21 protein-coding genes are annotated in these 21,350 nt (G+C 46.9%); 19 read left to right on the top strand and 2 right to left on the bottom strand.

What is annotated here, in order from left to right; all coding sequences use genetic code 11:
* Positions 1 to 214: 214 nt before the first annotated feature.
* The 19 genes from LI091_RS03220 to LI091_RS03130 all read left to right on the top strand — a co-directional run bounded on the left by LI091_RS03220 (position 215) and on the right by LI091_RS03130 (position 19,551).
* Positions 215 to 1,786: an ABC transporter substrate-binding protein gene (locus tag LI091_RS03220; protein ID WP_022426786.1), complete on the top strand. Its 1,572-nt coding sequence runs from the start codon at positions 215 to 217 to the stop codon at positions 1,784 to 1,786.
* 98 nt (positions 1,787 to 1,884) lie between these two features.
* Entirely contained in the window at positions 1,885 to 2,835 is a 951-nt protein-coding gene (locus tag LI091_RS03215) for an ABC transporter permease (protein WP_192925790.1), read from the top strand.
* A 13-nt stretch (positions 2,836 to 2,848) separates the two neighbouring features.
* The gene (locus LI091_RS03210) at positions 2,849 to 3,682 is read left to right on the top strand and encodes an ABC transporter permease (protein ID WP_015524834.1); all 834 of its coding nucleotides are present in this window, start codon (positions 2,849 to 2,851) and stop codon (positions 3,680 to 3,682) included.
* 15 nt (positions 3,683 to 3,697) lie between these two features.
* Positions 3,698 to 4,657, top strand: coding sequence for an ABC transporter ATP-binding protein (locus LI091_RS03205; protein ID WP_022426783.1), 960 nt, complete (start codon positions 3,698 to 3,700; stop codon positions 4,655 to 4,657).
* Positions 4,654 to 5,631, top strand: a complete 978-nt coding sequence (locus tag LI091_RS03200; protein WP_265190788.1) for an ABC transporter ATP-binding protein — start codon at positions 4,654 to 4,656, stop codon at positions 5,629 to 5,631. The genes LI091_RS03205 and LI091_RS03200 overlap by 4 nt, the downstream gene beginning before the upstream one ends.
* Positions 5,632 to 5,708: 77 nt before the next feature.
* Complete coding sequence (locus tag LI091_RS03195) at positions 5,709 to 6,929, top strand: L-cysteine desulfidase family protein (RefSeq protein WP_173758753.1); 1,221 nt, start codon at positions 5,709 to 5,711, stop codon at positions 6,927 to 6,929.
* Between the two features lie 44 nt (positions 6,930 to 6,973).
* Complete coding sequence (locus LI091_RS03190) at positions 6,974 to 7,765, top strand: NYN domain-containing protein (RefSeq protein WP_022426781.1); 792 nt, start codon at positions 6,974 to 6,976, stop codon at positions 7,763 to 7,765.
* Positions 7,762 to 8,724, top strand: coding sequence for a tRNA dihydrouridine synthase (locus LI091_RS03185; RefSeq protein WP_265190787.1), 963 nt, complete (start codon positions 7,762 to 7,764; stop codon positions 8,722 to 8,724). The genes LI091_RS03190 and LI091_RS03185 overlap by 4 nt, the downstream gene beginning before the upstream one ends.
* Positions 8,721 to 9,266 (top strand): DUF2284 domain-containing protein, encoded by a 546-nt coding sequence (locus LI091_RS03180; RefSeq protein ID WP_015524841.1) that lies wholly within the window; start codon positions 8,721 to 8,723, stop codon positions 9,264 to 9,266. Before LI091_RS03185 ends, LI091_RS03180 begins: the two co-directional genes overlap by 4 nt.
* An 84-nt stretch (positions 9,267 to 9,350) precedes the next feature.
* Complete coding sequence (locus LI091_RS03175) at positions 9,351 to 9,614, top strand: YabP/YqfC family sporulation protein (protein WP_021650540.1); 264 nt, start codon at positions 9,351 to 9,353, stop codon at positions 9,612 to 9,614.
* Entirely contained in the window at positions 9,614 to 10,819 is a 1,206-nt protein-coding gene (locus LI091_RS03170) for a sporulation protein YqfD (RefSeq protein ID WP_173733553.1), read from the top strand. The genes LI091_RS03175 and LI091_RS03170 overlap by 1 nt, the downstream gene beginning before the upstream one ends.
* Positions 10,812 to 11,837: a PhoH family protein gene (locus LI091_RS03165; RefSeq protein WP_022426778.1), complete on the top strand. Its 1,026-nt coding sequence runs from the start codon at positions 10,812 to 10,814 to the stop codon at positions 11,835 to 11,837. Before LI091_RS03170 ends, LI091_RS03165 begins: the two co-directional genes overlap by 8 nt.
* The gene (gene ybeY, locus LI091_RS03160) at positions 11,834 to 12,328 is read left to right on the top strand and encodes an rRNA maturation RNase YbeY (RefSeq protein WP_015524845.1); all 495 of its coding nucleotides are present in this window, start codon (positions 11,834 to 11,836) and stop codon (positions 12,326 to 12,328) included. The genes LI091_RS03165 and ybeY overlap by 4 nt, the downstream gene beginning before the upstream one ends.
* A 63-nt stretch (positions 12,329 to 12,391) precedes the next feature.
* Positions 12,392 to 13,441 (top strand): DUF3048 domain-containing protein, encoded by a 1,050-nt coding sequence (locus LI091_RS03155; RefSeq protein WP_243238971.1) that lies wholly within the window; start codon positions 12,392 to 12,394, stop codon positions 13,439 to 13,441.
* A gap of 34 nt (positions 13,442 to 13,475) precedes the next feature.
* Complete coding sequence (gene proB / locus LI091_RS03150) at positions 13,476 to 14,339, top strand: glutamate 5-kinase (RefSeq protein ID WP_044960851.1); 864 nt, start codon at positions 13,476 to 13,478, stop codon at positions 14,337 to 14,339.
* Positions 14,340 to 14,355: 16 nt separating this feature from the next.
* A complete protein-coding gene (locus LI091_RS03145) occupies positions 14,356 to 14,577 on the top strand; it encodes a DUF896 domain-containing protein (RefSeq protein WP_044960849.1) in 222 nt (73 codons plus the stop codon).
* Positions 14,555 to 15,115, top strand: coding sequence for a 5-formyltetrahydrofolate cyclo-ligase (locus tag LI091_RS03140; RefSeq protein ID WP_022426775.1), 561 nt, complete (start codon positions 14,555 to 14,557; stop codon positions 15,113 to 15,115). Before LI091_RS03145 ends, LI091_RS03140 begins: the two co-directional genes overlap by 23 nt.
* 43 nt (positions 15,116 to 15,158) lie before the next feature.
* Complete coding sequence (locus tag LI091_RS03135; RefSeq protein WP_118623909.1) at positions 15,159 to 16,409, top strand: glutamate-5-semialdehyde dehydrogenase; 1,251 nt, start codon at positions 15,159 to 15,161, stop codon at positions 16,407 to 16,409.
* Positions 16,410 to 16,521: 112 nt separating this feature from the next.
* Positions 16,522 to 19,551 (top strand): hypothetical protein, encoded by a 3,030-nt coding sequence (locus LI091_RS03130; RefSeq protein WP_195273461.1) that lies wholly within the window; start codon positions 16,522 to 16,524, stop codon positions 19,549 to 19,551.
* Positions 19,552 to 19,642: 91 nt separating this feature from the next.
* Here LI091_RS03130 and LI091_RS03125 read toward each other — a convergent pair whose 3' ends face one another.
* Both LI091_RS03125 and LI091_RS03120 read right to left on the bottom strand, forming a co-directional pair.
* On the bottom strand, positions 19,643 to 20,374 hold the full coding sequence (locus tag LI091_RS03125; RefSeq protein ID WP_021650531.1) for an ABC transporter permease: 732 nt from the start codon (positions 20,372 to 20,374) through the stop codon (positions 19,643 to 19,645).
* 54 nt (positions 20,375 to 20,428) lie between these two features.
* A complete protein-coding gene (locus LI091_RS03120; RefSeq protein ID WP_021650530.1) occupies positions 20,429 to 21,271 on the bottom strand; it encodes an ABC transporter ATP-binding protein in 843 nt (280 codons plus the stop codon).
* Between the last annotated feature and the right edge of the window lie 79 nt (positions 21,272 to 21,350).

Genomic DNA, 21,350 nt, shown 5'->3' with positions numbered 1-21,350 from the left:
ATATAGATCAGAGGCAAGATACAGAAAATTTATCTTGACGCCTGTGTGATCTGTATGTAGAATAAATACAAGCTTTAACGAAATGCAGTAAAAAAATCTCTGAAGAGCCAGGGACAGCTTGACAAAGGTAATATGGTATAGTATTATCTTACCTATATCATATTAAACTGGTGGGAAAAGAGGAATACTCACTGAAACACAGGAGGAACAGGAAATGAGAAAAAAAGTACTGGCAGCGCTTCTGGCAGCTGCAGTGGCAGGAACAACTGTTATGTCAGGAATGACTGCTTTTGCAGCAGAAACAGAAGGAACCAAGGCGGAAGGCGGAAATATTACCATTGCAGAAACAGCAGATCCGCAGAACATCAATCCGCTTTATGTTGTGGATCAGACAAGCTTCGATATGATGCAGGCACTGTACAGCCCGTTTTTTGAGATCGTGAACGGAGAGATGTATTACGGAAACGGACTTTGCGAAAGTGTAACAGCCAATGATGATGCCAGCGAATTCACACTGAAGCTCAAAGACGGACTGAAATGGCATGACGGTCAGCCGATCACAGCCGATGATGTGGTATTCACCATGCAGGTGCTGGTAGATGAGAAGCAGAATGTTCCGTATTCTTCTTACGGATACGTTAATGACAAGGCAGTAGAGGCAGAGAAGGTTGATGACCTTACAGTCAAGATTTCCCTTGGATCATCTTCCGCAGGATTTCTTGGTGGACTGAGCCAGGTTTACTGTATTCCGAAGCATATTTATGACGGCGTGGAGAATATCGGAGAAAGTGATCTCAACAATGAACCGGTGGGAAGTGGTCCTTTTAAGTTCGAGGAATACAAATCCGGAGAGTATTATAAAGTAACAAAATTCGATGACTATTTTGATGATGTAAATCTGGATTCCATCACCTTCAAGATCGTAAAGGATTCCAGCTCCGCCAATGCGGCACTTGCAAGCGGAGATCTGGATGCACGTCTGATCAGCGCAGATGATTACGATACCGTCAGTGCTTACGATAACGTAAACATCAATACCTATAATTCCGGACGTGTCAACGCCATGTTCATGAATGAGCTGAACGAAGATCTTCAGGATGTAAAGGTACGTCAGGCGATTGCATACGCACTGAATAAAGAGGAGTTCTGTCAGTTTGCTTTCCTTTCCGAGGATTATGCAGAGCCTGCAGATTCTATTTTTACACCGGATACACTCTACTATACAAAACCGGACAATACCTACGACAATGATCCGGCTAAAGCACAGGAGCTCCTTTCCGAAGCAGGAAAGACAAGTCTTTCTCTGAATCTGATGTATATCTCCACAGATAAGACAATGGAGAGTGAGGCTCTGTATGTACAGTCTGCCCTTGCCAATGTAGGAATCACCATCAATCTTCTTCCTACAGATGAGTCTACCTTCAAGAATAAGACAAAGGATACGGAGTGCACAGATTATGATCTGGTACTGAGCTTCTACACTCTGGGAGAAGAGCCGAGCCTTTATGCAGACATGAGTTCTTCCGTCAGCCGTTCCAACTATTCCAGGATCAAGGATACAGATCTGGATGCATTGTGGGAAGAGGGCAACAGCACTGCAGATGAGACAAAACGTGGCGAGATTTATAAGGAGATCCAGAATACGATCAATGATAACATGTATATCTATCCGATCGCTTATTCCAATGGTTTCTATGCGGTAAGTAAAGATTTCGGAGGCTTTGATGAATGTCTGTTAAAAACTATTTATTATGATTATTCCAAGATCTATACATTGGAGAAATAAATAATTTTATAGCGGATGAATACCGGAAACAGAAAGAGGCTGACGCGTTTTTGCGCCAGCCGATTTCCTGTTTTCGGGGAAAATAAAGGAGGTACATTTTGAAGAAGATCGTAAACCGTCTGATACAGTGTATTCTGACACTGTTTATTGTCTCTGTTCTCTGCTTTGCACTGACAAAAGCAGCGCCCGGAGATCCTGTCCTGACTTATGTGGAACCAAATATGAGTGAAGAATATATCCAGAACCTGAGAGAAAGCCTGGGACTTACAAAGCCTGTCTATGAGCAGTACTTTCTGTGGCTGGGAAGGATCCTTCACGGGAATTTCGGAAATTCCCTGATGAATAACCGACCGGTCCTGACACAGATGCTGGAGAGGCTTCCCGCAACCGTGATCCTAATGGGAATCAGCATGCTGCTTGGTTTTCTCATTGCCATTGTACTGGGCCTGTATTCCGGAAAGAATAAAAATGGTGTTCTGGATAAGATCACCAGCATGTTCTGTTATGTAGGTATCTCCATTCCTACGTTCTGGTTCGGTATCATGCTGATCTATCTCTTCAGTGTGCATCTCCATATCCTGCCAAGTATCGGTATGCATTCAGACGGCAACCGTTCCTTAGGAGATTTGATCCTGCATATGGTCATGCCCTGCGCAGTTCTGACCTTTGCAAATGCGTCACAGTACATCCGGTATTTAAGAAGCAGTACCATTACGGAAATGTCCTCCGATTATGTTATGGTGCAGAAGGCTTATGGAATGAAAGAGTCTGGAATCCTTTTCCGGCATGTACTGAAAAATGCCATGCTTCCTATGATCACAGTTCTCGGAATGAGCCTGCAGTCTCTGGTTTCCGGTGCCATTATCACCGAGCAGGTTTTTGCATGGCCGGGAATCGGTCAGCTGGCAGTGACCGCTGTTATGCAGTATGATTATCCCCTGATCATGGGAATCACCATGTTTACCGCGCTTCTCGTGGTGCTCGGAAATCTTCTGGCAGATATCCTGTATGCTGTCTTTGATCCGAGGATCCGCAAAGCAGGATGTTAGGAGGTAAAGGGACATGAGAGAAAATATCTGGAAAAATATCAAACTTGGTTTTAAGACAAATAAACTTGCAGTGGCAGGTGCAGCAGCGATCATCCTGCTGGCACTGATCTCCATTTTTGCCTTTTTGTATCCGGTAGATCCCAATGCCATCAGCGCCACAGAGCGACTGAATGCTCCATCCATGGCACACCTTTTCGGTACGGATGATATGGGACGGGATTATCTGGCTCGCTGTATTTACGGAGGAAGAGCATCCCTTCTGGTGGGCTTCCTTTCCATGGTGCTTTCTACAGCCCTTGGTGTGATCATCGGTTCCATCAGCGGTTTTGTGGGAGGAACGGTGGATGCAGTGCTGATGCGTCTGGTGGATGCACTGATGAGCCTTCCGACATTCCTGATCATGATCGTTATGAATGCCTTCCTGAAACCGGGACTTCAGAACATTGTCCTGATCATCGGCTTTCTGACCTGGATGAATATTGCCAGGATCGTCCGTGGCGAGACCATTTCCCTGAACGAGAGAGAGTATGTCATCTATGCAAAGATCTCCGGACAGAAGAAATTCTCCACCATTGTACATCATATCCTGCCTAACATCATGCCTACCATTATCGTGGCTGCAACCATGAACATTGCCAATGCCATCCTGATGGAATCTGCACTGAGCTTTTTCGGCCTGGGTATCCAGCCGCCTACGGCTTCCTGGGGAAGTATGCTGAGCAATGCACAGCGCTATATCCAGCAGGCACCGTATCTGGCTATTTTCCCCGGAATCCTGATCCTGATCACGGTCGTCAGCTTCAATTATCTGGGAGAAGTATTAAGAAAAGTATTCGAGCCCAAGTAAGGAGGACATTTACATATGGAAAAATTACTGGAAGTAAAAGATCTGAAGGTGTCTTTCTTTACAGACCTTGGAGAGACACAGGCAGTAAAAGGTGCAGGCTTTGCCATCGGTGAGGGGGATTTTTTCGGGATTGTAGGAGAGTCCGGAAGCGGAAAAAGCGTGACCACCAAATCCATTCTCCGTCTCGGACCATCCAACTGTAAGATCATGGGTGGTGAGATCCTGTTCCGGGGAGAAGATATCCTGAAGAAAAATGAAGCAGAGCTCCGTGAGATCCGCGGTGGTGAGATCGCCATGATCTTTCAGGATTCTCTTTCCGCACTGAATCCGGTTTACACTGTTGGCAATAAGATGGTAGAGCTGATCCGGCGCCATACCAATATGAACAAAAAAGAAGCAAAGGCCCGGGTGCTGGAGCTTCTCACAGCCGTTGGCATCACAGACCCGGAAAAGGCTATGAACAGCTATCCCCACGAGCTTTCCGGCGGTATGCGCCAGCGTGTGATGATCGCCATGGCCATGAGCAGTGACCCGAAGATCCTGATCGCAGATGAGCCCACCACAGCCCTGGACGTTACGATCCAGGCGCAGATCCTTCATCTGCTTCTGGAACTTCAGAAAAAAAACAATATGAGCATCATCCTGATCACCCACGATCTGGGCGTTGTAGCGCAGACCTGTAAACGGGTAGCTGTCATGTGTGGTGGCTACGTGGTGGAAGAGGGAACTGTAGAAGAAATCTTTCTTCATCCGGGACATCCCTATACACAGGCACTGATCGCAAGCATGCCGCGGGTGGGAGGTACCTTTGAACAGTTTCTGGAGAGAGATCTTTCGGACGGAAACGGTGATCTGTGTCCCTTCCTGAATCGCTGTAAATATGCGGACAAAACCTGTGAAGCCTGTCTTCCGAAATATTATGAGGCTTCAGAGGGACACAGGATATTCTGTCACAGAAGGGAGGAGAAGAGATGAGCAAGCCCTTAATTGAAGTAAAAGATCTGAAAGTATATTTTAAACAGAAATCTCCGAAGCTTCTGTCCTTTAAGCCGGGCATACTGAAGGCCGTGGATCAGGTAAGCTTTTCGATTGAAAAGGGGAAAACCTTCGGTCTGGTAGGAGAATCCGGAAGCGGAAAATCTACCATCGGAAAGGCAATCCTACGTTATCATAAACCCACAGGCGGTGAGATTTTTTATGAAGGAACAGAGATCGGAGCCATGGGGGAAAAAGAACTGCTTCCATACCGCAAAAAAATGCAGTCCGTTTTTCAGGATCCCTATTCCTCTCTGGACCCAAGCCATACAGTGCAGGATATCATCTGTGAGCCTATGGAGATCCATAAAATGTACACTCCAAAGGAACGTAAGGAGCGTGCAAAAGAACTGATCCGCGTGGTTGGCCTCAAAGAACAGGATCTTCTGAAGTATCCTCATGAGTTCTCCGGCGGACAGCGTCAGAGGATTTCCATTGCAAGAGCACTTTCCGTACAGCCGGAATTTGTAGTCTGCGATGAGCCCATTTCTGCACTGGATGTTTCCCTGCAGGCCCAGATCGTCCAGATGCTTCAGGATCTTCAGGAAAAATACGGGCTGACCTATCTGTTCATCAGCCATCAGCTGCAGGTGGTCCAGAAGATCTGTGATGAGATCGGGGTGCTTTATCTTGGAAATCTCATGGAGATCGCAGATGCAGATAAGCTCTATTCCAATCCGCTGCATCCTTATACAAAAATGCTGATCTCCTCGATTCCGGTTCCGGACCCGAGAGTCAAAACTCTGGATCAGATCGTTACGGATACCGGAGTACAGTCCAGATCTATCGGGGGCTGCCGCTTCCATAACCGCTGTCCGTGGTGTGAGGAACGCTGCAGACAGGAATCCCCCGCACTTCGTCAGGTGGAGCCGGGACATATGGTAGCATGTCATAAATATCAGGAAAAGAAATAATCATAAAATACGGGAAGGTAAATAAAAAAGTGGACAAAAATATATATAAAAACTATCTGGCGATCCTCCGTGAGGAGATGATCCCGGCTATGGGATGCACAGAACCGATCGCTCTGGCCTATGGTGCGGCAAGAGCAAGAGAGATCCTTGGGAAAGAGCCGGAGCGTATCGTAGCAAAATGTTCCGGAAATATCATCAAAAATGTGCGTTGTGTGATCATTCCCAATTCAGGAGGCTTAAAGGGGATTCCTGCAGGTGTGATCCTTGGGGCGGTGGCAGGAGATGCCTCACTGAATATGGAAGTTCTTTCCAAAGTCGATGAAAAGGGCAGGGCACGCTGCCGGGAACTTCTGGAGGCAGATATCTGTAAGGTGGAGCTTCTGGACACGCCGGTAGTCCTTCACATTATCATCGAAATGTATGCCGGTGAAGATACCGTCAGCCTGGAGATTAAATACGATCATATTAACGTGACCAGGATCAGCAAAAACGGAGAGATCCTCCTTGATGCAGATAAAGCAGTGGAAGAAAAGGAAGAGACGGACCGCGGCCTGTTAAATCTGGAGGATATTCGGGAATTTGCAGATACCGTAGAGCTTTCCGATGTAAAGGAGCTTCTGGATGCGCAGATCAGAAGCAACATGGCCATTGCTCATGAGGGAATGACCGGAAAATACGGTCTGGGTATCGGGCGCGTGATCCGTGAAAATTATTCTCACGATATGCTCACCAGAATGAGAAGTCTTACTGCAGCGGCTTCTGAGGCACGTATGGGTGGCTGTGATATGCCGGTTGTCATCAATTCCGGAAGCGGAAATCAGGGAATTGCATGCTCTGTTCCGCTGATCGTCTATGCAAGAGAGATGGAGCTGCCGGATTACAGCCTCTACAGGGCTCTGGTGTTTTCCAATCTCCTCACAGTTTATCAGAAGCAATATATAGGGAAGCTGTCTGCCTTCTGCGGTGCGGTATCGGCCTCCTGTGCAGCCGGAGCTGCCATTACCTATATGGTAGGCGGAGATATTTCCCTGATCAAAAAAACGATCGAGAATACCCTTGCCAATATTCCGGGAATCATCTGTGATGGGGCCAAGATTTCCTGTGCTGCCAAGATCGCAGCCTGTCTTGACGCAGCCTTTCTGGCGCATCATCTTGCCATGAACGGGCAGTCTTATGCACCTTATACAGGAATTCTCCAGGAAGAAACCGCAGAGACCATCAGCTGTGTGGGACAGATCGGAAAAGACGGTATGAAGGAAACAGACAGAGAGATCCTCAAGATCATGCTGGAGCATTAATCCGCATCGGAGACGGCACAGATTAAACAGAAAAGGTTGGATTTATGGACAACGAATTAAGAATTGCAATACTGATCGATGCAGATAATGTATCAGACAAATACATCAAGATCATCGTGGATGAAGTGGCAAACATCGGCATAGCCACCTACAAACGGATCTATGGAGACTGGACCAGTGCACGGCTTTCCTCCTGGAAAAAGGTTCTTCTGGAGGATTCCATCATTCCTATCCAGCAGTACAGCTATACCACTGGAAAAAACGCCACCGATTCGGCGATGATCATTGATGCCATGGATATTCTGTATTCCGGAAATGTGGATGGATATTGTATTGTTTCTTCGGACAGTGATTTCACCCGTCTGGCAGCAAGGCTCCGGGAATCCGGAATGCTGGTCCTGGGTATGGGTGAGGAGAAGACGCCGAAGCCGTTTATTTCCGCATGCAACCAGTTTAAATATCTGGATCTTCTCTACCGCAACCAGCAGGAGGAAGAGAAGAAGGAAGATCTGGCTACTGCAGCAGAAGCTAAAAAATCCGGAAACAGCAGTAAACAGAGCAGCTCCGGCTCCAGGAAGAACAAAGATCTCAAGCGGGTACGCAAGGCCATTAATGCCATCATCGAGAAATTTTCTGACGAAGAGGGATGGCTTTCCTCCGGACAGCTGGGCGATCAGCTTGGGAAACGACTTCCGGATTTTGATGTGCGTAATTACGGATATTCCAAGCTGACCCCCTTTATCAAATCTCTGGGAAATTATGAGACAGGCAGGATCCCCACAGGAAGCGGAGGGAGAAAGCAGATCTATTTCCGGATGAAGGAGGATAAACAATGAAGAATTATCTGGCACCTATGGAGGGCGTAACCAACTGGGTTTACCGGAATGCATATCATGACTGTTTTTATCCTATGGATAAATACTTTACGCCCTTCATCACTGCCAAGCCCAATAAACGTCTCAGCAGCAAGGAGATCAAAGAGGTATCACCGGAAACCAACGGAGATCTTCCGGTGATCCCCCAGATCCTGACCAACAATGCGGAGGATTTTGTGAAAACAGCCCATATCTTCCGGGATGAATACGGACACAGGGAAGTAAATCTCAATCTGGGATGCCCCTCGGGAACTGTCACAGCCAAGGGAAAAGGTGCCGGTTTCCTGGGCGAGCCGGATAAGCTGGAACGTTTTCTGGATGAGATCTTCGAAAAGACCGGGATGGAGATCTCCATAAAAACGAGAGTGGGAACGGATTATGAGGAAGACTGGGAACGGCTTCTTGAGATCTATGGCAGATATCCGCTGAAGGAGCTGATCATCCATCCACGCCTTCTGAAGGATCATTATAAGGGGGTTCCCAGATATGAACTGTATGAGGAGGCAAGGGAAAAGCTGAAGGTTCCCCTGGGATATAACGGGGATATTTTTTCAGTGGAGGCTTATCAGGAAATCCGGGAGAAATTTCCGGATGCAGACAGCGTCATGTACGGAAGAGGCCTGATCGCAAGGCCCTATCTTCTGGATGCCATTATGCAAAAAGAAGATGGAGAGGATCACCAGGAAGAATACCGGAAAAAGCTGCGGCAGTTCCATGACCGTCTTTACCGGGATTATCAGGAATATCTTTCAGGAGAACGAAATGTACTTTTCCGCATGAAAGAATTGTGGAGTTATATGGCACCAGGCTTTACCAATTATGCCAAATATCTGAAAAAGATCAAAAAATCCCAGCATTTTGGTGACTATGAGGCAGCAGTTATGAGCCTTTTTGGAGAACAGGAGATCTTAAAGGTATGAACAGTATAAAAGAAAAATTTGATGAGTTTATTTCCCAGTATCCCATTTTTGAGTATCGTGTGCTGGATACCGGGGATATTAAAGTACAGTCACGTGTGCGTACGATCTGTAAACAGGAATGTGAACGTTATGGAAGCACATGGGCCTGTCCTCCGGCAGTGGGAGAGCTGTCAGAATGCGAAAAGAAGATCCGGAGCTATCCGAAAGCAGTTTTCTTTTCCAGCGTTGCGGAGGTATCGGATATCATGAACATGAAGGAGATGCTTTCCACAAGAATGGAACACGAAGCGCTTACAGAGAAGGTACGTGATTTTCTGGAGGGAGAGGGCTATGAGACCTTTACGCTTTCCACGGAATCCTGTGACTTCTGTGAACGCTGTGCCTATCTGGACGGAAAACCATGCCGTTTTCCGGAGCATATGCATCCATGTCTGGAAAGCTATGGCGTGGTAGTCAGTGAGATCGTAGAAAAGGAAGCTATGGAATACAATCTGGGTGGAAATACCATCCTCTGGTTTTCCATGGTGTTGATCCGCAGATAAAAGACAAAAAGCAGATACAGCGAAAGATACATAAGAAGAAATCCTCCGGCATAAATTAATGATAAAAGCCGGAGGATTTTTTTAATGAGAAAAATGTCAGCTTTTCTGGAGCTTCCCGGGGAACCGGCATTTCGGGAGGTGCAGGTGATACTTACGGGAAAACGCCGGGCAGTGATCGAAAATTACCGGAATATCCAGAGCTATACAAGGGAGGAGATCCTGATACTGACACCTTCCGGCAGACTTGTGATCCGTGGGAAAAACCTTGTGATCCCCTGCTACACAACCCTTGAACTATGTATCCGCGGGCAGATCGAAAGCATTACGCTGGAGGAGGGAAATAAGTAATGGTCCCAGGTTTTGTGCGGGTTTCTGTTAAGGGACAGCAATGTCAGCGGTTCGTGAACCTTTGCAGAGGCAGGGAAATGGATCTGAAAAGGATCATCCGCACCGGTGAGACGGAGCTTCAGCTGACTATGAAGGTAGCGGATTTTCTGCAGATCTCGCCACTGCGGAGAAAAACCGGGGTACATATCCACATCCTGAAAAAAAGAGGACCTTTGTTTTTTCTGCTTTTCTGTAAAAGAAGAAAAATGATCCCCGCGGGGTTTCTGGCAGTTTTCTGCCTCCTTTTTTTTCTGTCAGGCAGAGTGTGGAACGTTGAGGTCCGGGGAAATATTTTAAATCCCACACCCCAGCTGATGAGCTTTCTGAAAGAGCAGGGGGTCTGTTTCGGAGTATCCAGAAAGAAGATCAGTTGCAGTGCACTTGCAGCTTCCCTGCGAAGAGAATTTCCGGAGATTACCTGGGTGTCAGCCGGATTTTCGGGAACGGGCCTGCGTTTTGATATCCGGGAGGGAACTGCCGGAGAAAAAGCAGAGCCGGAAGAAAGATCATGCAGTTTGTTTTCAACCCTGGACGGTGTGATCGATTCCATGGTCACACGGCAGGGAACTCCTCTTGTCAGGGCCGGGGATGAAATAAAAAAAGGCCAGGAACTGGTTTCCGGGATCGTGGACATCACCGATGACAGCCAGGAGGTCATCCGCTATGCATATGTTCAGGCAGATGCGGATATTTACATCCGACATACCATTGCCTATTACGATACCTTTCCGTTGGACATAGAGAAAAAGGTACGGTCCGGTAAAAAGAAAACAAGGCTTTTTTTTCAGCTGGGAAACTGGTTTCTGGACTTTTCCTCTCCTCTGAAACAAAATGAGGAACGCCTCGTCAGCCGGGAACCTCTTTTCAGTATCGGGATTTTTCGTTCTCCTGTTACCCTGGGGATCGCTGCGATCGGGAAGTACGAAGTACAGAAAGAGCAGCTGACAGAGGATGCCGCAAAAAAACAGGCCATACAAAGGCTTTATGCCTATGAAGAAAAATTAATAGAAAAAGGGGTTCAAATATCTGAAAATAATGTTAAAATAGAAATAAATCACCAGGACTGCGTCAGCAGAGGCACTCTTACCGTCATTGAACGGACCGGAAGAGAAGCCCCCACAGAAAAAAAGACGCAGCCAAAAGAAAGGACACCAGAGGATGGCTAGCAGCATTATCGAATTATATGTGGATGTGCCGGCAGACCGCCAGGCGAATATTTTCGGACAGTTTGACGAGCATCTGAAGCTGATCGAACGTACTCTGAACGTAACCATGATCTTCCGTGACGGTTCTCTTAAGATCCTGGGAAGCCAGGAGGGAGCCACACAGGCTAGGGCGATCGTGGAGGAACTGAACACACTTGCGGGCAGAGGCAATACCATCACACAGCAGAATGTGAATTACGCACTTTCCCTTGCCATGGAGAAGATCGGCTCCGTGATGGAGGAGATCGACAAGGATTTTATCTGTAATACCATACAGGGCAGACCCATCAAGCCCAAGACTCTCGGACAGAAGGATTATGTGGAACAGATCCGTAAGAAGATGATCGTGTTCGGTGTGGGACCTGCCGGAACCGGCAAAACCTATCTTGCCATGGCTATGGCAGTAACTGCTTTTCGCAATGAGGAGGTTTCCAGGATCATTCTTACCAGACCCGCCATTGAGGCAGGCGAGAAGCTGGGATTCCTTCCCGGCGATCTCCAGAGCAAGGTCGATCCCTATCTGCGTCCTCTTTATGACGCATTGTATCAGATCATGGGCGCAGACAGCTTTGCCAAAAACATGGAGAAGGGGCTCATCGAGGTTGCCCCTCTTGCCTATATGAGGGGACGTACACTGGATAATGCCTTCATCATCCTGGATGAGGCACAGAATACCACACCTGCCCAGATGAAGATGTTCCTGACCAGGATCGGCTTCGGTTCCAAGGTGATCATCACAGGAGATGCATCCCAGAAGGACCTTCCCAGGGATGCCACATCTGGTCTGGATGTGGCGATGAAGGTGCTGAAGAAGATCGATGACATCGGATTCTGTCAGCTGACCAGCAAGGATGTTGTACGTCACCCACTTGTACAGCAGATCGTACAGGCCTATGACGATTATGAAAAAAAACAGAAGCCTGCCAAATCCAGGAAGGATGACAGGTATGCTGTAAAAAATAAGGAGTACAGAAGATGACCATAAATATCGAATATGAGACAGATCAGGAGTTAGGCATTGACTATGCTGCCCTTGCATCCCAGGTTGCGGACAAGGTTCTTGAAATGGAAAAATGTCCCTATGACGGACAGGTCAATCTTGTCCTGACAGACAACGAGGAGATCAAGAGGGTAAATACAGAATTCCGGAATATCCAGGCTCCTACGGATGTGCTGTCATTTCCTATGATCCCCTTTGAGACACCGGCGGATTATTCCGTTGTGGAAGAGGATGAGTCCTATTTTGATCTGGACAGTGATGAACTCCTTCTTGGAGATATCATGATCTCCGTGCCCAAGGTTTTTGCCCAGGCAGAGGAATACGGACATAGTGTGACAAGGGAATTCTGTTTCCTGGTGGCACACAGTATGCTGCATCTTCTGGGCTATGATCATATGACAGAGGATGAGGCAAAGGTCATGGAAGCCAAGCAGGCAGCGGCACTGAAGGAGCTGGGGATCAACCGCTAGACGGGCTGTCCCACGGAAAAGCTAAGCGGAAAACTCTTCCGCTTTAAGAAAAGGAGGTAATATATGAGAATGAAAAAGACAGGTATCCTGGCAGGTATCACAGTTGCATGCATCTGCATTGCCCAGACTGTTCCCGCTTTTGGAGCAGGGCAGGATCTGGTAGGCTTTGTCCCCAATGAGGAAAAGCAGGAAGAAACCCAGGTAAAGAGCTATCTTACCGGCGAAAATGTTCCGGAGAGCATTGGACGGAGAAGACCGGTTGCCGTGATGATGGGTAACAACAGTGTCGGAGCTCCGCAGAGTGGGATCGGACATGCCGGTGTTGTCTACGAAGCGCCGGTGGAAGGTAATATTACCCGTCTTATGGGCATTCTCGAAGATTACGATGAGCTGGAACGGATCGGTTCCGTTCGCAGCTGCCGTGACTATTATCTCTTTTATGCCAACGAATTTAATGCGATCTATGCCCACTACGGACAGGCTGCCTATGCACTGCCTTATCTGGAGCAGCATGTGATCGATAACCTTAACGGGATCCAGATCGGCAAGCTGGCTTTTTTCCGCACAACAGACAGGAAGGCACCTCACAATGCCTATACAGATGCCAGCCACCTTCAGGCAGGCATAGATGCTATGGGATACAGCCAGGAATATAAAGAAGAATATACCGGACATTATCTTTTTGCAGAAGATGGTACAGAGACTGTACCGGATGGGATCACAGCCAGCCTTGTGAAGCTGGATAATTTTACTGACAATCATCCTTGGTATGAATACGATGAGGAGACAAAGGAATATAAGAGATTCCAGTTTGGCAAGGAACATGTGGATCAGCTGGATAATGAACCGCTTACCTGCGACAATATCATCCTTCAGTATTCATCCTGCCCGGCCTACGATGGAAACGGCTATCTGAATATTGATGCCATTTCCGGCGGAGAGGGCAAGTTTATTACCAGAGGCAGAGCCATTGATCTCCGCTGGGAGAAGGATTCTCCATGGGGGATCACGCATTATTACGACGGAAATGAACAGGAGATCCGCCTGAATCCGGGTACTACCTGGGTGGAGATCGTACAAAATGACAGGATTGATTCCGTTACTTATCAGTAAGACTAATATACAGGTATCAGGAGAAACAAAAAACATGAACGCAAATTACAGGGAACGACTGAAAGACAAGAAACGCATCGTTATCAAGATCGGATCATCATCACTGATCCACGCAGAAACAGGAAGACTGGATTTCCGTAAGCTGGAGATCCTGGCCAGAGAGCTCAGTGACCTTCACAATCAGGGGAAAGACGTAGTGTTGGTATCCTCCGGAGCCATTGCGGTAGGTGCAGCTGCACTGGGTATGAAGGGAAAGCCGGCAGAGCTTGAGAAAAAGCAGGCCTGTGCAGCTGTGGGACAGGCCAGGCTGATGACCATTTATCAGAAGCTTTTCGGGGAATACAATCAGATGGTGGCACAGATCCTGATGACCAAGAATACCATGGTCAACAATACCAACCGCAGGAATGCCCAGAATACCTTCCAGCAGCTTCTGGCAGAAAAGGTGATCCCCATTGTAAATGAGAACGACTCGGTATCCTCCTACGAATTCCAGAACCTGGTAAAATTCGGAGACAACGATACCCTTTCCTCTGTAGTTGCTGCACTGATCGATGCGGATCTTCTGATCCTCATGTCCGATATTGACGGTCTTTTTACAGACGATCCCAATTCCAATCCGGATGCACAGTTTATCGACATTGTAGAAAACATGGATGACAATATGCGTAAGCTTGGCAAATCCTCTACAGGAAGCAATGTCGGTACCGGGGGAATGGCAACCAAGCTTACCGCTGCGATCATCGCAACTGCGGCAGGGGCGGACATGGTCATTGCCAACGGAAACGACTTCCACAACATCCACAGGATCGTGGAAGGCAGGAGCTGCGGAACATTATTTGTAGGAAACAAGAAGGAAGAATTCTTCCTCATTGATTATATCGAAAAACTGCTTTAAGGAGAGTATCATTATGATGGACAATATCAAGATCGACAGGATCAACGCACTGGCACATAAACAGAAAAGTGTAGGTCTTACCGAGGAAGAAAAGGTGGAACAGGCGAAGCTTCGGAGAGAATATCTGGATGCAGTGAAAGGAAATCTCCGTGCGCATCTGAATAATATCGATATCAAAGAAAAGGATGGCAGCATCACCAATCTTGGAGAAAAATATGGAAGAAAAAAAGGAAATTAGAAAAAAGATCTTCAAAGCCAGAAAAGAACATACCGATGCCTGGATCCGGGAAAACAGTCTCCGGATCACAGAGGCCCTGACACAGCTTCCGGAATACCGGAATGCAGAACGGATCATGGCATACGCAGATTATAACCATGAAGTGATCACACGCTATATCATCGAGCAAGCCTGGAAAGACGGCAAGGAAGTGGCAGTGCCAAAGGTTTTCGGAAAGGATATGGTATTTTACAGACTGACCGATTTCAGTCAGCTAGAATCCGGCTACTTCGGGATCCCTGAGCCAAAGGAAGACGGAGAAACGGTTTCCTGGGAAGAAGCCATGATGGTCATGCCCGGGGTGGCTTTTGACGTGAATTGCAACCGGGTAGGCTATGGCGGCGGTTTTTATGACCGCTTTCTGGAAAAACATCCGGAGGTCTGCCGCGTTGCAGTAGGATTTTCCTTCCAGATCCTTCCGGAGGTTCCCACAGAGCCTACGGATATCCGTCCGCAGGTCATTGTGACGGAAGAGAATATATACCGCGATGCACAGTAAGATATTGCTGTAAAGACAGAAAGAAAGGCAGGAATATTTGGAAATGAATGAAATGCTTGAAAAATTGGGACAGAATGCGAAAGATGCGGAGACAGTCCTTCGAAATCTTTCCACAAATGACAAAAATAAAACCCTGGAAGCTGTGGCAAAGGCTCTTGTCGCTCATACCGATGAGATCCTGAAGGCCAATGCCCTGGATGTGGAAAACGGCAAAAAGAATCAGATGCCGGAAGGACTGATCGACCGTCTGATGCTGACACCGGAGCGGATCGAAGGAATGGCAGACGGACTTCGTCAGCTTACCGGTCTTGAAGATCCCATCGGGGAAGTTACCGGTATGAAAAAACGTCCCAACGGACTTCTGATCGGACAGAAACGTGTTCCCTTAGGTGTGATCGGCATTATTTACGAAGCACGTCCCAATGTTACCTCAGATGCATTCGGTCTCTGCTTCAAAACCGGAAATGTCGTGATCCTGAAGGGTGGAAGCGACGCGATCCATTCCAATACTGCCATTGTCAACTGTATCCGTGAGGCATTAAAAGCCTGCGGCATTACCGAGGATGCTATCCAGCTGATCCAGGATACCTCCAGAGAAACGGCTGCGGAATTTATGAAGCTGAACCGGTATGTGGATGTACTGATCCCACGTGGCGGAAGAGGACTGATCAAAGCAGTGGTAAACCAGAGTACGATCCCTGTCATCGAGACCGGAACCGGAAACTGCCATATCTATGTGGACGAGACTGCAGATCTTCAGATGGCAGCGGATATTGTGATCAATGCAAAGACCCAGCGTGTGGGCGTATGCAATGCATGCGAGTCCCTTCTTGTAAACCGTAAGGTGAAGGACGATTTTCTGCCGGTACTGGCCGGACGCCTTAAGGAGAAGCATGTGGAGGTCCGTGCAGATGAAGCAGCAAAGGCTCTGATGCCGGGAGCAGTTCCTGCAACAGAAGAGGACTGGGGAACGGAATATCTTGACTATATCCTTTCTGTAAAGGTAGTGGATTCCGTGGAGGAAGCCATTGCACATATCAATAAATATAATACAAAGCATTCGGAGGCCATCATTACCAATGATTATACCCATGCCCAGAAATTCCTGGATGAGGTAGATGCAGCGGCAGTTTATGTGAACGCTTCTACCAGATTCACCGATGGAAACGAATTTGGATTCGGTGCGGAGATCGGGATCAGCACCCAGAAGCTCCATGCAAGAGGCCCAATGGGACTCCTTGCACTGACCACCACCAAGTATATCATTTATGGTAATGGACAGGTACGTCCGTAAGACAGATAAAGTAAAGCGGATTCTTTGGTCCGCTTTACTTTTTTGAAGCGTTGTGCTATACTTTTTTGTAATTGGATTTAAACAGACTAACTCATAACAGGAGGACTTATAAATGAAAAAAAAGCAGCTTTTTGCAGTCTTGCTTGCAGGTTCCATGACTGTTGGAATGGCACCTGCCGCAGCGTTTGCCGCTGAAGATACCGGAGCGGTAACAGAGGCAGAAGCACCGACTGCAGACGAGAATACAGAAACACCAGATGACGGAGCGGCTGTGGATGACCAGTCACAGAGTGAAGCCGACGCCCAGGCAGAGGCCGAAGCACAGGCAGCAGCCCAGGCCCAGGCAGAGGCCGAAGCACAGGCAGCAGCCCAGGCCCAGGCGGAAGCAGAGGCCCAGGCAGCAGCCCAGGCTCAGGCGGAAGCAGAGGCCCAGGCAGCAGCTCAGGCTCAGGCGGAAGAGGCGCAGCAGGAGCAGACGGAAACTGTAACAGGAACAACAGTAACCGATGAAGCTGGATTAGCAGCAGCTATTGCGGCAGCTCCTGGCATTGACATTAATAATGTTAATAAAGACAATCTTACGACGATCGTTATCAGTGGAACAGTTCAGATTACGACACCAGTAACGATTCCGAAAGATAGAGGTATTTTGATCGTTGGAAAAGATGATACATCCATGATACAGCGTGCAGCCGGCTTTACTGGTAATCTGTTTGACGTAAGCGGTGCACTTTATATGCTTGATAATAGCGATAGCACACTTGTTGTTGATGGTGGCTCTGTTAATGGTGTACCGGCAGCAGGATCTTTGATCCATGTAGCCAGTGGCGCAAAATTTTCAATGTCAACAGGTCTCACGCTAACTAATAATAAGGTCGTAGCAGATGCAACAACAGCAGATACAACAGCGGCAGCTATTTTTAATGAAGGTGGAATCGTTCATATTTCAGGCGGTACGATTGAGAATAACAGTTCAGATAGAGGTGCTGTCTATAGTACAGGAAAAGTATTTATTGAGAAAATTGATAAGATGGCAGAACCGATTATCTCCAAAAACACAAAAGCGGATGGAACAACACCTGCCAATATCATTCTTGCTGGAGAAGGCCAGCTTGCTGTAAACGGTGCTATAACAGATCCTCAGATTGGATTTTCTGTAGAAAATGCTGAAGAGAGGGTGCTGAATTCATCTGCGGTAATTGTAAAGGGTGAGGACTGTCCTGATAGTGATTATCCACAGGCACTCAGTGTACTGGCTGGAAAATATGAAGATGTTAATTATAAAGTTAATCCAGAGAATGGTCAGCTTGTTTCCAACAAACCAGTCGTTACCGTTACTGCTAAGAGCGAAAAAGCAAATACGGTTACTGCAAGTATTAAATCTGACAAGGCCGGTACATATTACTATAAATGTGTAGCAAAAAATACCGAAGCTCCGGCCATTGGTGAAGCTATCAAAGGTGAAAAAGTTGAAGCCGAAAAAGCAGTTTCTCTGAATCTTACTGATGTTAAAGACACGTCCATTGATCTTTATGTATGGGTAATAGCAGATGACGGATCTGTCGGTGAAGCTGAAAAACAGACGATTGATGTAACACAGCCACAGAAGCCAGACGATCCGAAACCGGCAGCACCAAAGGTTACAAAAATCAGCGCAGAAAGTAAAACTGCAACAACTGCAGAAGTAGTTCTTCAGTCCGATAAGAGCGGTACATGCTATTATAAATGGGTGGCAAAAGGAGCTAAAAAACCTTCCATTAGCACAACTAAAGACAGCAAGGTTGCGATCACTGCAAAAAAAGATTGTAAGATTAATCTGAAAAATCTGAAAGGTGATGCGATTGATCTCTATGTACAGGTAGTAGCGGAAGATGGATCAGAGTCAGCAGTAACAAAGATTGCAACTGTTACTTTGACTGCGAAGATTTCCAACGTAAGCTACAAATGGAAAGGTCATACATCTGCTACTGTAACTATGCGTTCTGATAAAGCTGGTGTGTACTATTATAAATGGGTAAATCGTGGTTCCAAAGCTCCGACAGTTGATAAAATGAGCAGGGGAAAAAATGTTTCTGCAAATAAGGATTTCACGATCAGTTTGAAAGATTTGGATGCAAATAATGCAATTGATGTTTATGTGTGCATCAAAGGAACTGATGGAACTGTAAGTACACCAAAGAAGATTGCATTGGATGAAGCTAAGCGTCCGGCAAATGTCAGATGGGTTGGATTTTCATGGATCAACCATACATCTGCGAATGTTACTCTTATTTCGAATAAGAGCGGTACCTGTTATTATAAATGGGTTTCTCGAAACAGTGATGGCACGTCTGCCACTCCGAAAGATCTTACATCTACCGGAAAACAGACAACATTTACTGCTGATAAGAAATTTAATATCGGTCTTGAGGATTTAGATTCTGATAATCCAATTGATCTTTATATCCAGATCAAAGATAAGAATGGTGTTTTGACGAATCCATTGAAAATAGCATTTAAAGAAGATTCCAGACCGAAAGTTGCAGATCCAACTCCGACTGACACACCGGATGCATACATCCCAAATGTAAAAGAGAGCGTAGTACAGGGACTGGATGAGGCAATTCAGTTCTATCCGAATCAGTTCTATCCATTTACTGTAATTGGTGCTGGAACAACCAATCAGGATCCAAATGAGGGTGATGTGAAATGGGTTCCGGTTTACTGGAGTACAGCTGCAAACCCAAAACAAAGCCAGATTCATACAGCATGGAAGATTGGTTCCGGCAAGGGAATCAACAAAGACGCTACATACAACCTGTACGTATTCTTCAAGAAATACATCTACACTGGTGGTCAGTGGCAGGAGACAGACACTATTGAATCCGCAGTATATCAGTTTAGATCTGCAAAACTGACACCTACCGGAACTCCGGGAGCAGACGGTACATATGGTACCGGCGGCCAGACAGGTTCTGATCCGGATGCAACCATAACAGGAGAGGCATCTGCAACATCCTCCAATGGAGGCAACGGAACCAGATCTAAGAATGCAGTATCAACAGCCGATAACTCACCGATCGGAACCATGTCCGCACTGGCAGTGGCATCCCTTCTTGCAGGTGGATATGTGATCGTGAGAAGAAGAAAAAAGGACATCTAAACGCACAATAGCCAAAATAGCATAACAAATAAAAAAATCATCGGTTTTCCGAAAGAACAGGAAAGCCGGTGATTTTTTTGTAAAGATAAATTTACAGATTTTTTTTCTTATAGATAAACCAGGAAGCTGCAATGCTGAATGCAATTAGATAGACTGTCAGGATCAGGACACTGAGGTAATTGACTCCACCGCCGGAAGCAATGGTACGGATCAGATGACTGGTCTGTGACAGTGGAAGAGCAGCTACAAAATTCCCAAGAAAGCCCGGGATCTTCTCTGTAGAGAAGAAGGTGTTGCACAAAAAAGCCATTGGCATAATGATATAGTTGGAAAAACGAGGTACATCCGCATGGTTTTTGGCAAGGAAAGAAACCACAACGCCGATGGCTGAAAATACAGCACCGTTGAGGAACATCACCAGCAATGACCATCCGTTGAACACAAGACCGGTTCCGATCGGCATGGTCAGAAGAAGGATGATCCCTCCTGCATAAAGACCGCGGAGACTGCCTCCGATAATCTGTCCGGCAATAAACTGCCACAGAGGTGTCGGAGATATCATAACCTGGTCAAAGGCTTTCTCGTAAAGACGCTGTACATTCAGATTCTGTGCGATAGCATTAAAGCTTCCGTTCATTGTAGTCAGTGAAACTACACCAGGGATCAGGAAATTCAGATAAGGCTCTCCATGTGAGGAGGTCTGGATCCCCATTCCAAAAACGATCAGATACATCAGCGGCGCGATCATGGCCGCCAGCGTGATCTTATAGAAATCCCTTCGGAACTCCACCCATTTTTCCCATAAAATAGTAAGTATTCCCATGATAATTCATCGTCCATTCTGTTAAATTATAAGATAACTGTGGCTGACGCCGGCTTATCGCTGCATCAGATGCCTGCCTGCGCGCTCCACAAAAACATCCTCCAGAGTTGTCTCACGAAGGGTGCACTGTCCGTCCAGAGAGGACAGAAAAGAGATGGCCTCTTCCCGACTGTGGAAGTAGTGGCTTTTTGCCCCTTCCGGTGTTTCCTGATCTACGGTGTATTTGCCCAGGCCGTCGATCAGGCCCGATGGAGTATTGATCTCCTCCAGCTTTCCGTGATCCATAAGTGCTACCCGGTTGCAGAGAGACTGTGCCTCTTCCATATAGTGGGTTGTCAGAAGAATGGTCAGATTTTTTCCGTTCAGCTGACGGAGAAGATTCCACATCTGTCGTCTGGATAGCGCGTCCATACCTGCAGTGGGCTCGTCCAGAAGAAGGATCTCCGGACTTGTGAGAAGTGCCCGGCATACCATAAGCTTTCGTTTCATACCACCGGAAAGCTTCCTTACAGTCCGCTTGCGGAAGGGAAGAAGTCCACAGAAATCCAGAAGCTCTTCAGTTTTCCGTTTGATTTCTTTTCGTGGCATGAAATAAAGACGGCCCTGATATTCCATGATCTCGTCCATGTTCATATCCTGGCGCATGGAATATTCCTGCGTGATCACGCTGATCTTGCGCTTCAGATCCGGTCGGTTGCGTCCAAGTGTCTGCCCGTCAATGAGGATTTCGCCCTCTGTGGGCAGGAGCAGAGTGGAAAGCAGACTGATCGTGGTGGTCTTTCCGGCACCGTTGGGTCCCAGCAGACCGAAAAATTCGCCGGTTTCTATGCGAAGATCCAGAGAATCCACAGCAGTAAAACTGTCGAATTTTTTTGTGAGATTTTTTGTTTCGATCATCTCTGTTCATTTCCTTTCGTTTGTATGCAAATTTCACTCTATTATACTGGAAAAGAAGAGACATTTCAACAATTCTGAG

It is taken from the genome of Blautia sp. MSK20_18 (genome assembly GCF_020553125.1).
In the GTDB taxonomy this organism is placed as follows: domain Bacteria; phylum Bacillota; class Clostridia; order Lachnospirales; family Lachnospiraceae; genus Blautia_A; species Blautia_A fusiformis.
Note: the sequence above shows the minus strand (reverse complement) of the source record. Positions and strands in the feature narration are given on the sequence as shown.

What these genes read in the sequence shown, in the direction of transcription:
- LI091_RS03180 (WP_015524841.1), top strand. Translation starts at nt 8,721, where the DNA reads ATGAACAGTATAAAAGAAAAATTTGATGAGTTTATTTCCCAGTATCCC.
- LI091_RS03130 (WP_195273461.1), top strand. Translation starts at nt 16,522, where the DNA reads ATGAAAAAAAAGCAGCTTTTTGCAGTCTTGCTTGCAGGTTCCATGACT.
- LI091_RS03145 (WP_044960849.1), top strand. Translation starts at nt 14,356, where the DNA reads ATGGACAATATCAAGATCGACAGGATCAACGCACTGGCACATAAACAG.
- LI091_RS03155 (WP_243238971.1), top strand. Translation starts at nt 12,392, where the DNA reads ATGAGAATGAAAAAGACAGGTATCCTGGCAGGTATCACAGTTGCATGC.
- LI091_RS03135 (WP_118623909.1), top strand. Translation starts at nt 15,159, where the DNA reads ATGAATGAAATGCTTGAAAAATTGGGACAGAATGCGAAAGATGCGGAG.
- LI091_RS03185 (WP_265190787.1), top strand. Translation starts at nt 7,762, where the DNA reads ATGAAGAATTATCTGGCACCTATGGAGGGCGTAACCAACTGGGTTTAC.
- LI091_RS03165 (WP_022426778.1), top strand. Translation starts at nt 10,812, where the DNA reads ATGGCTAGCAGCATTATCGAATTATATGTGGATGTGCCGGCAGACCGC.
- LI091_RS03140 (WP_022426775.1), top strand. Translation starts at nt 14,555, where the DNA reads ATGGAAGAAAAAAAGGAAATTAGAAAAAAGATCTTCAAAGCCAGAAAA.
- ybeY (WP_015524845.1), top strand. Translation starts at nt 11,834, where the DNA reads ATGACCATAAATATCGAATATGAGACAGATCAGGAGTTAGGCATTGAC.
- LI091_RS03170 (WP_173733553.1), top strand. Translation starts at nt 9,614, where the DNA reads ATGGTCCCAGGTTTTGTGCGGGTTTCTGTTAAGGGACAGCAATGTCAG.
- LI091_RS03200 (WP_265190788.1), top strand. Translation starts at nt 4,654, where the DNA reads ATGAGCAAGCCCTTAATTGAAGTAAAAGATCTGAAAGTATATTTTAAA.
- proB (WP_044960851.1), top strand. Translation starts at nt 13,476, where the DNA reads ATGAACGCAAATTACAGGGAACGACTGAAAGACAAGAAACGCATCGTT.
- LI091_RS03190 (WP_022426781.1), top strand. Translation starts at nt 6,974, where the DNA reads ATGGACAACGAATTAAGAATTGCAATACTGATCGATGCAGATAATGTA.
- LI091_RS03195 (WP_173758753.1), top strand. Translation starts at nt 5,709, where the DNA reads ATGATCCCGGCTATGGGATGCACAGAACCGATCGCTCTGGCCTATGGT.
- LI091_RS03125 (WP_021650531.1), bottom strand. Translation starts at nt 20,374, where the DNA reads ATGGGAATACTTACTATTTTATGGGAAAAATGGGTGGAGTTCCGAAGG.
- LI091_RS03175 (WP_021650540.1), top strand. Translation starts at nt 9,351, where the DNA reads ATGAGAAAAATGTCAGCTTTTCTGGAGCTTCCCGGGGAACCGGCATTT.
- LI091_RS03120 (WP_021650530.1), bottom strand. Translation starts at nt 21,271, where the DNA reads ATGATCGAAACAAAAAATCTCACAAAAAAATTCGACAGTTTTACTGCT.
- LI091_RS03220 (WP_022426786.1), top strand. Translation starts at nt 215, where the DNA reads ATGAGAAAAAAAGTACTGGCAGCGCTTCTGGCAGCTGCAGTGGCAGGA.
- LI091_RS03210 (WP_015524834.1), top strand. Translation starts at nt 2,849, where the DNA reads ATGAGAGAAAATATCTGGAAAAATATCAAACTTGGTTTTAAGACAAAT.
- LI091_RS03205 (WP_022426783.1), top strand. Translation starts at nt 3,698, where the DNA reads ATGGAAAAATTACTGGAAGTAAAAGATCTGAAGGTGTCTTTCTTTACA.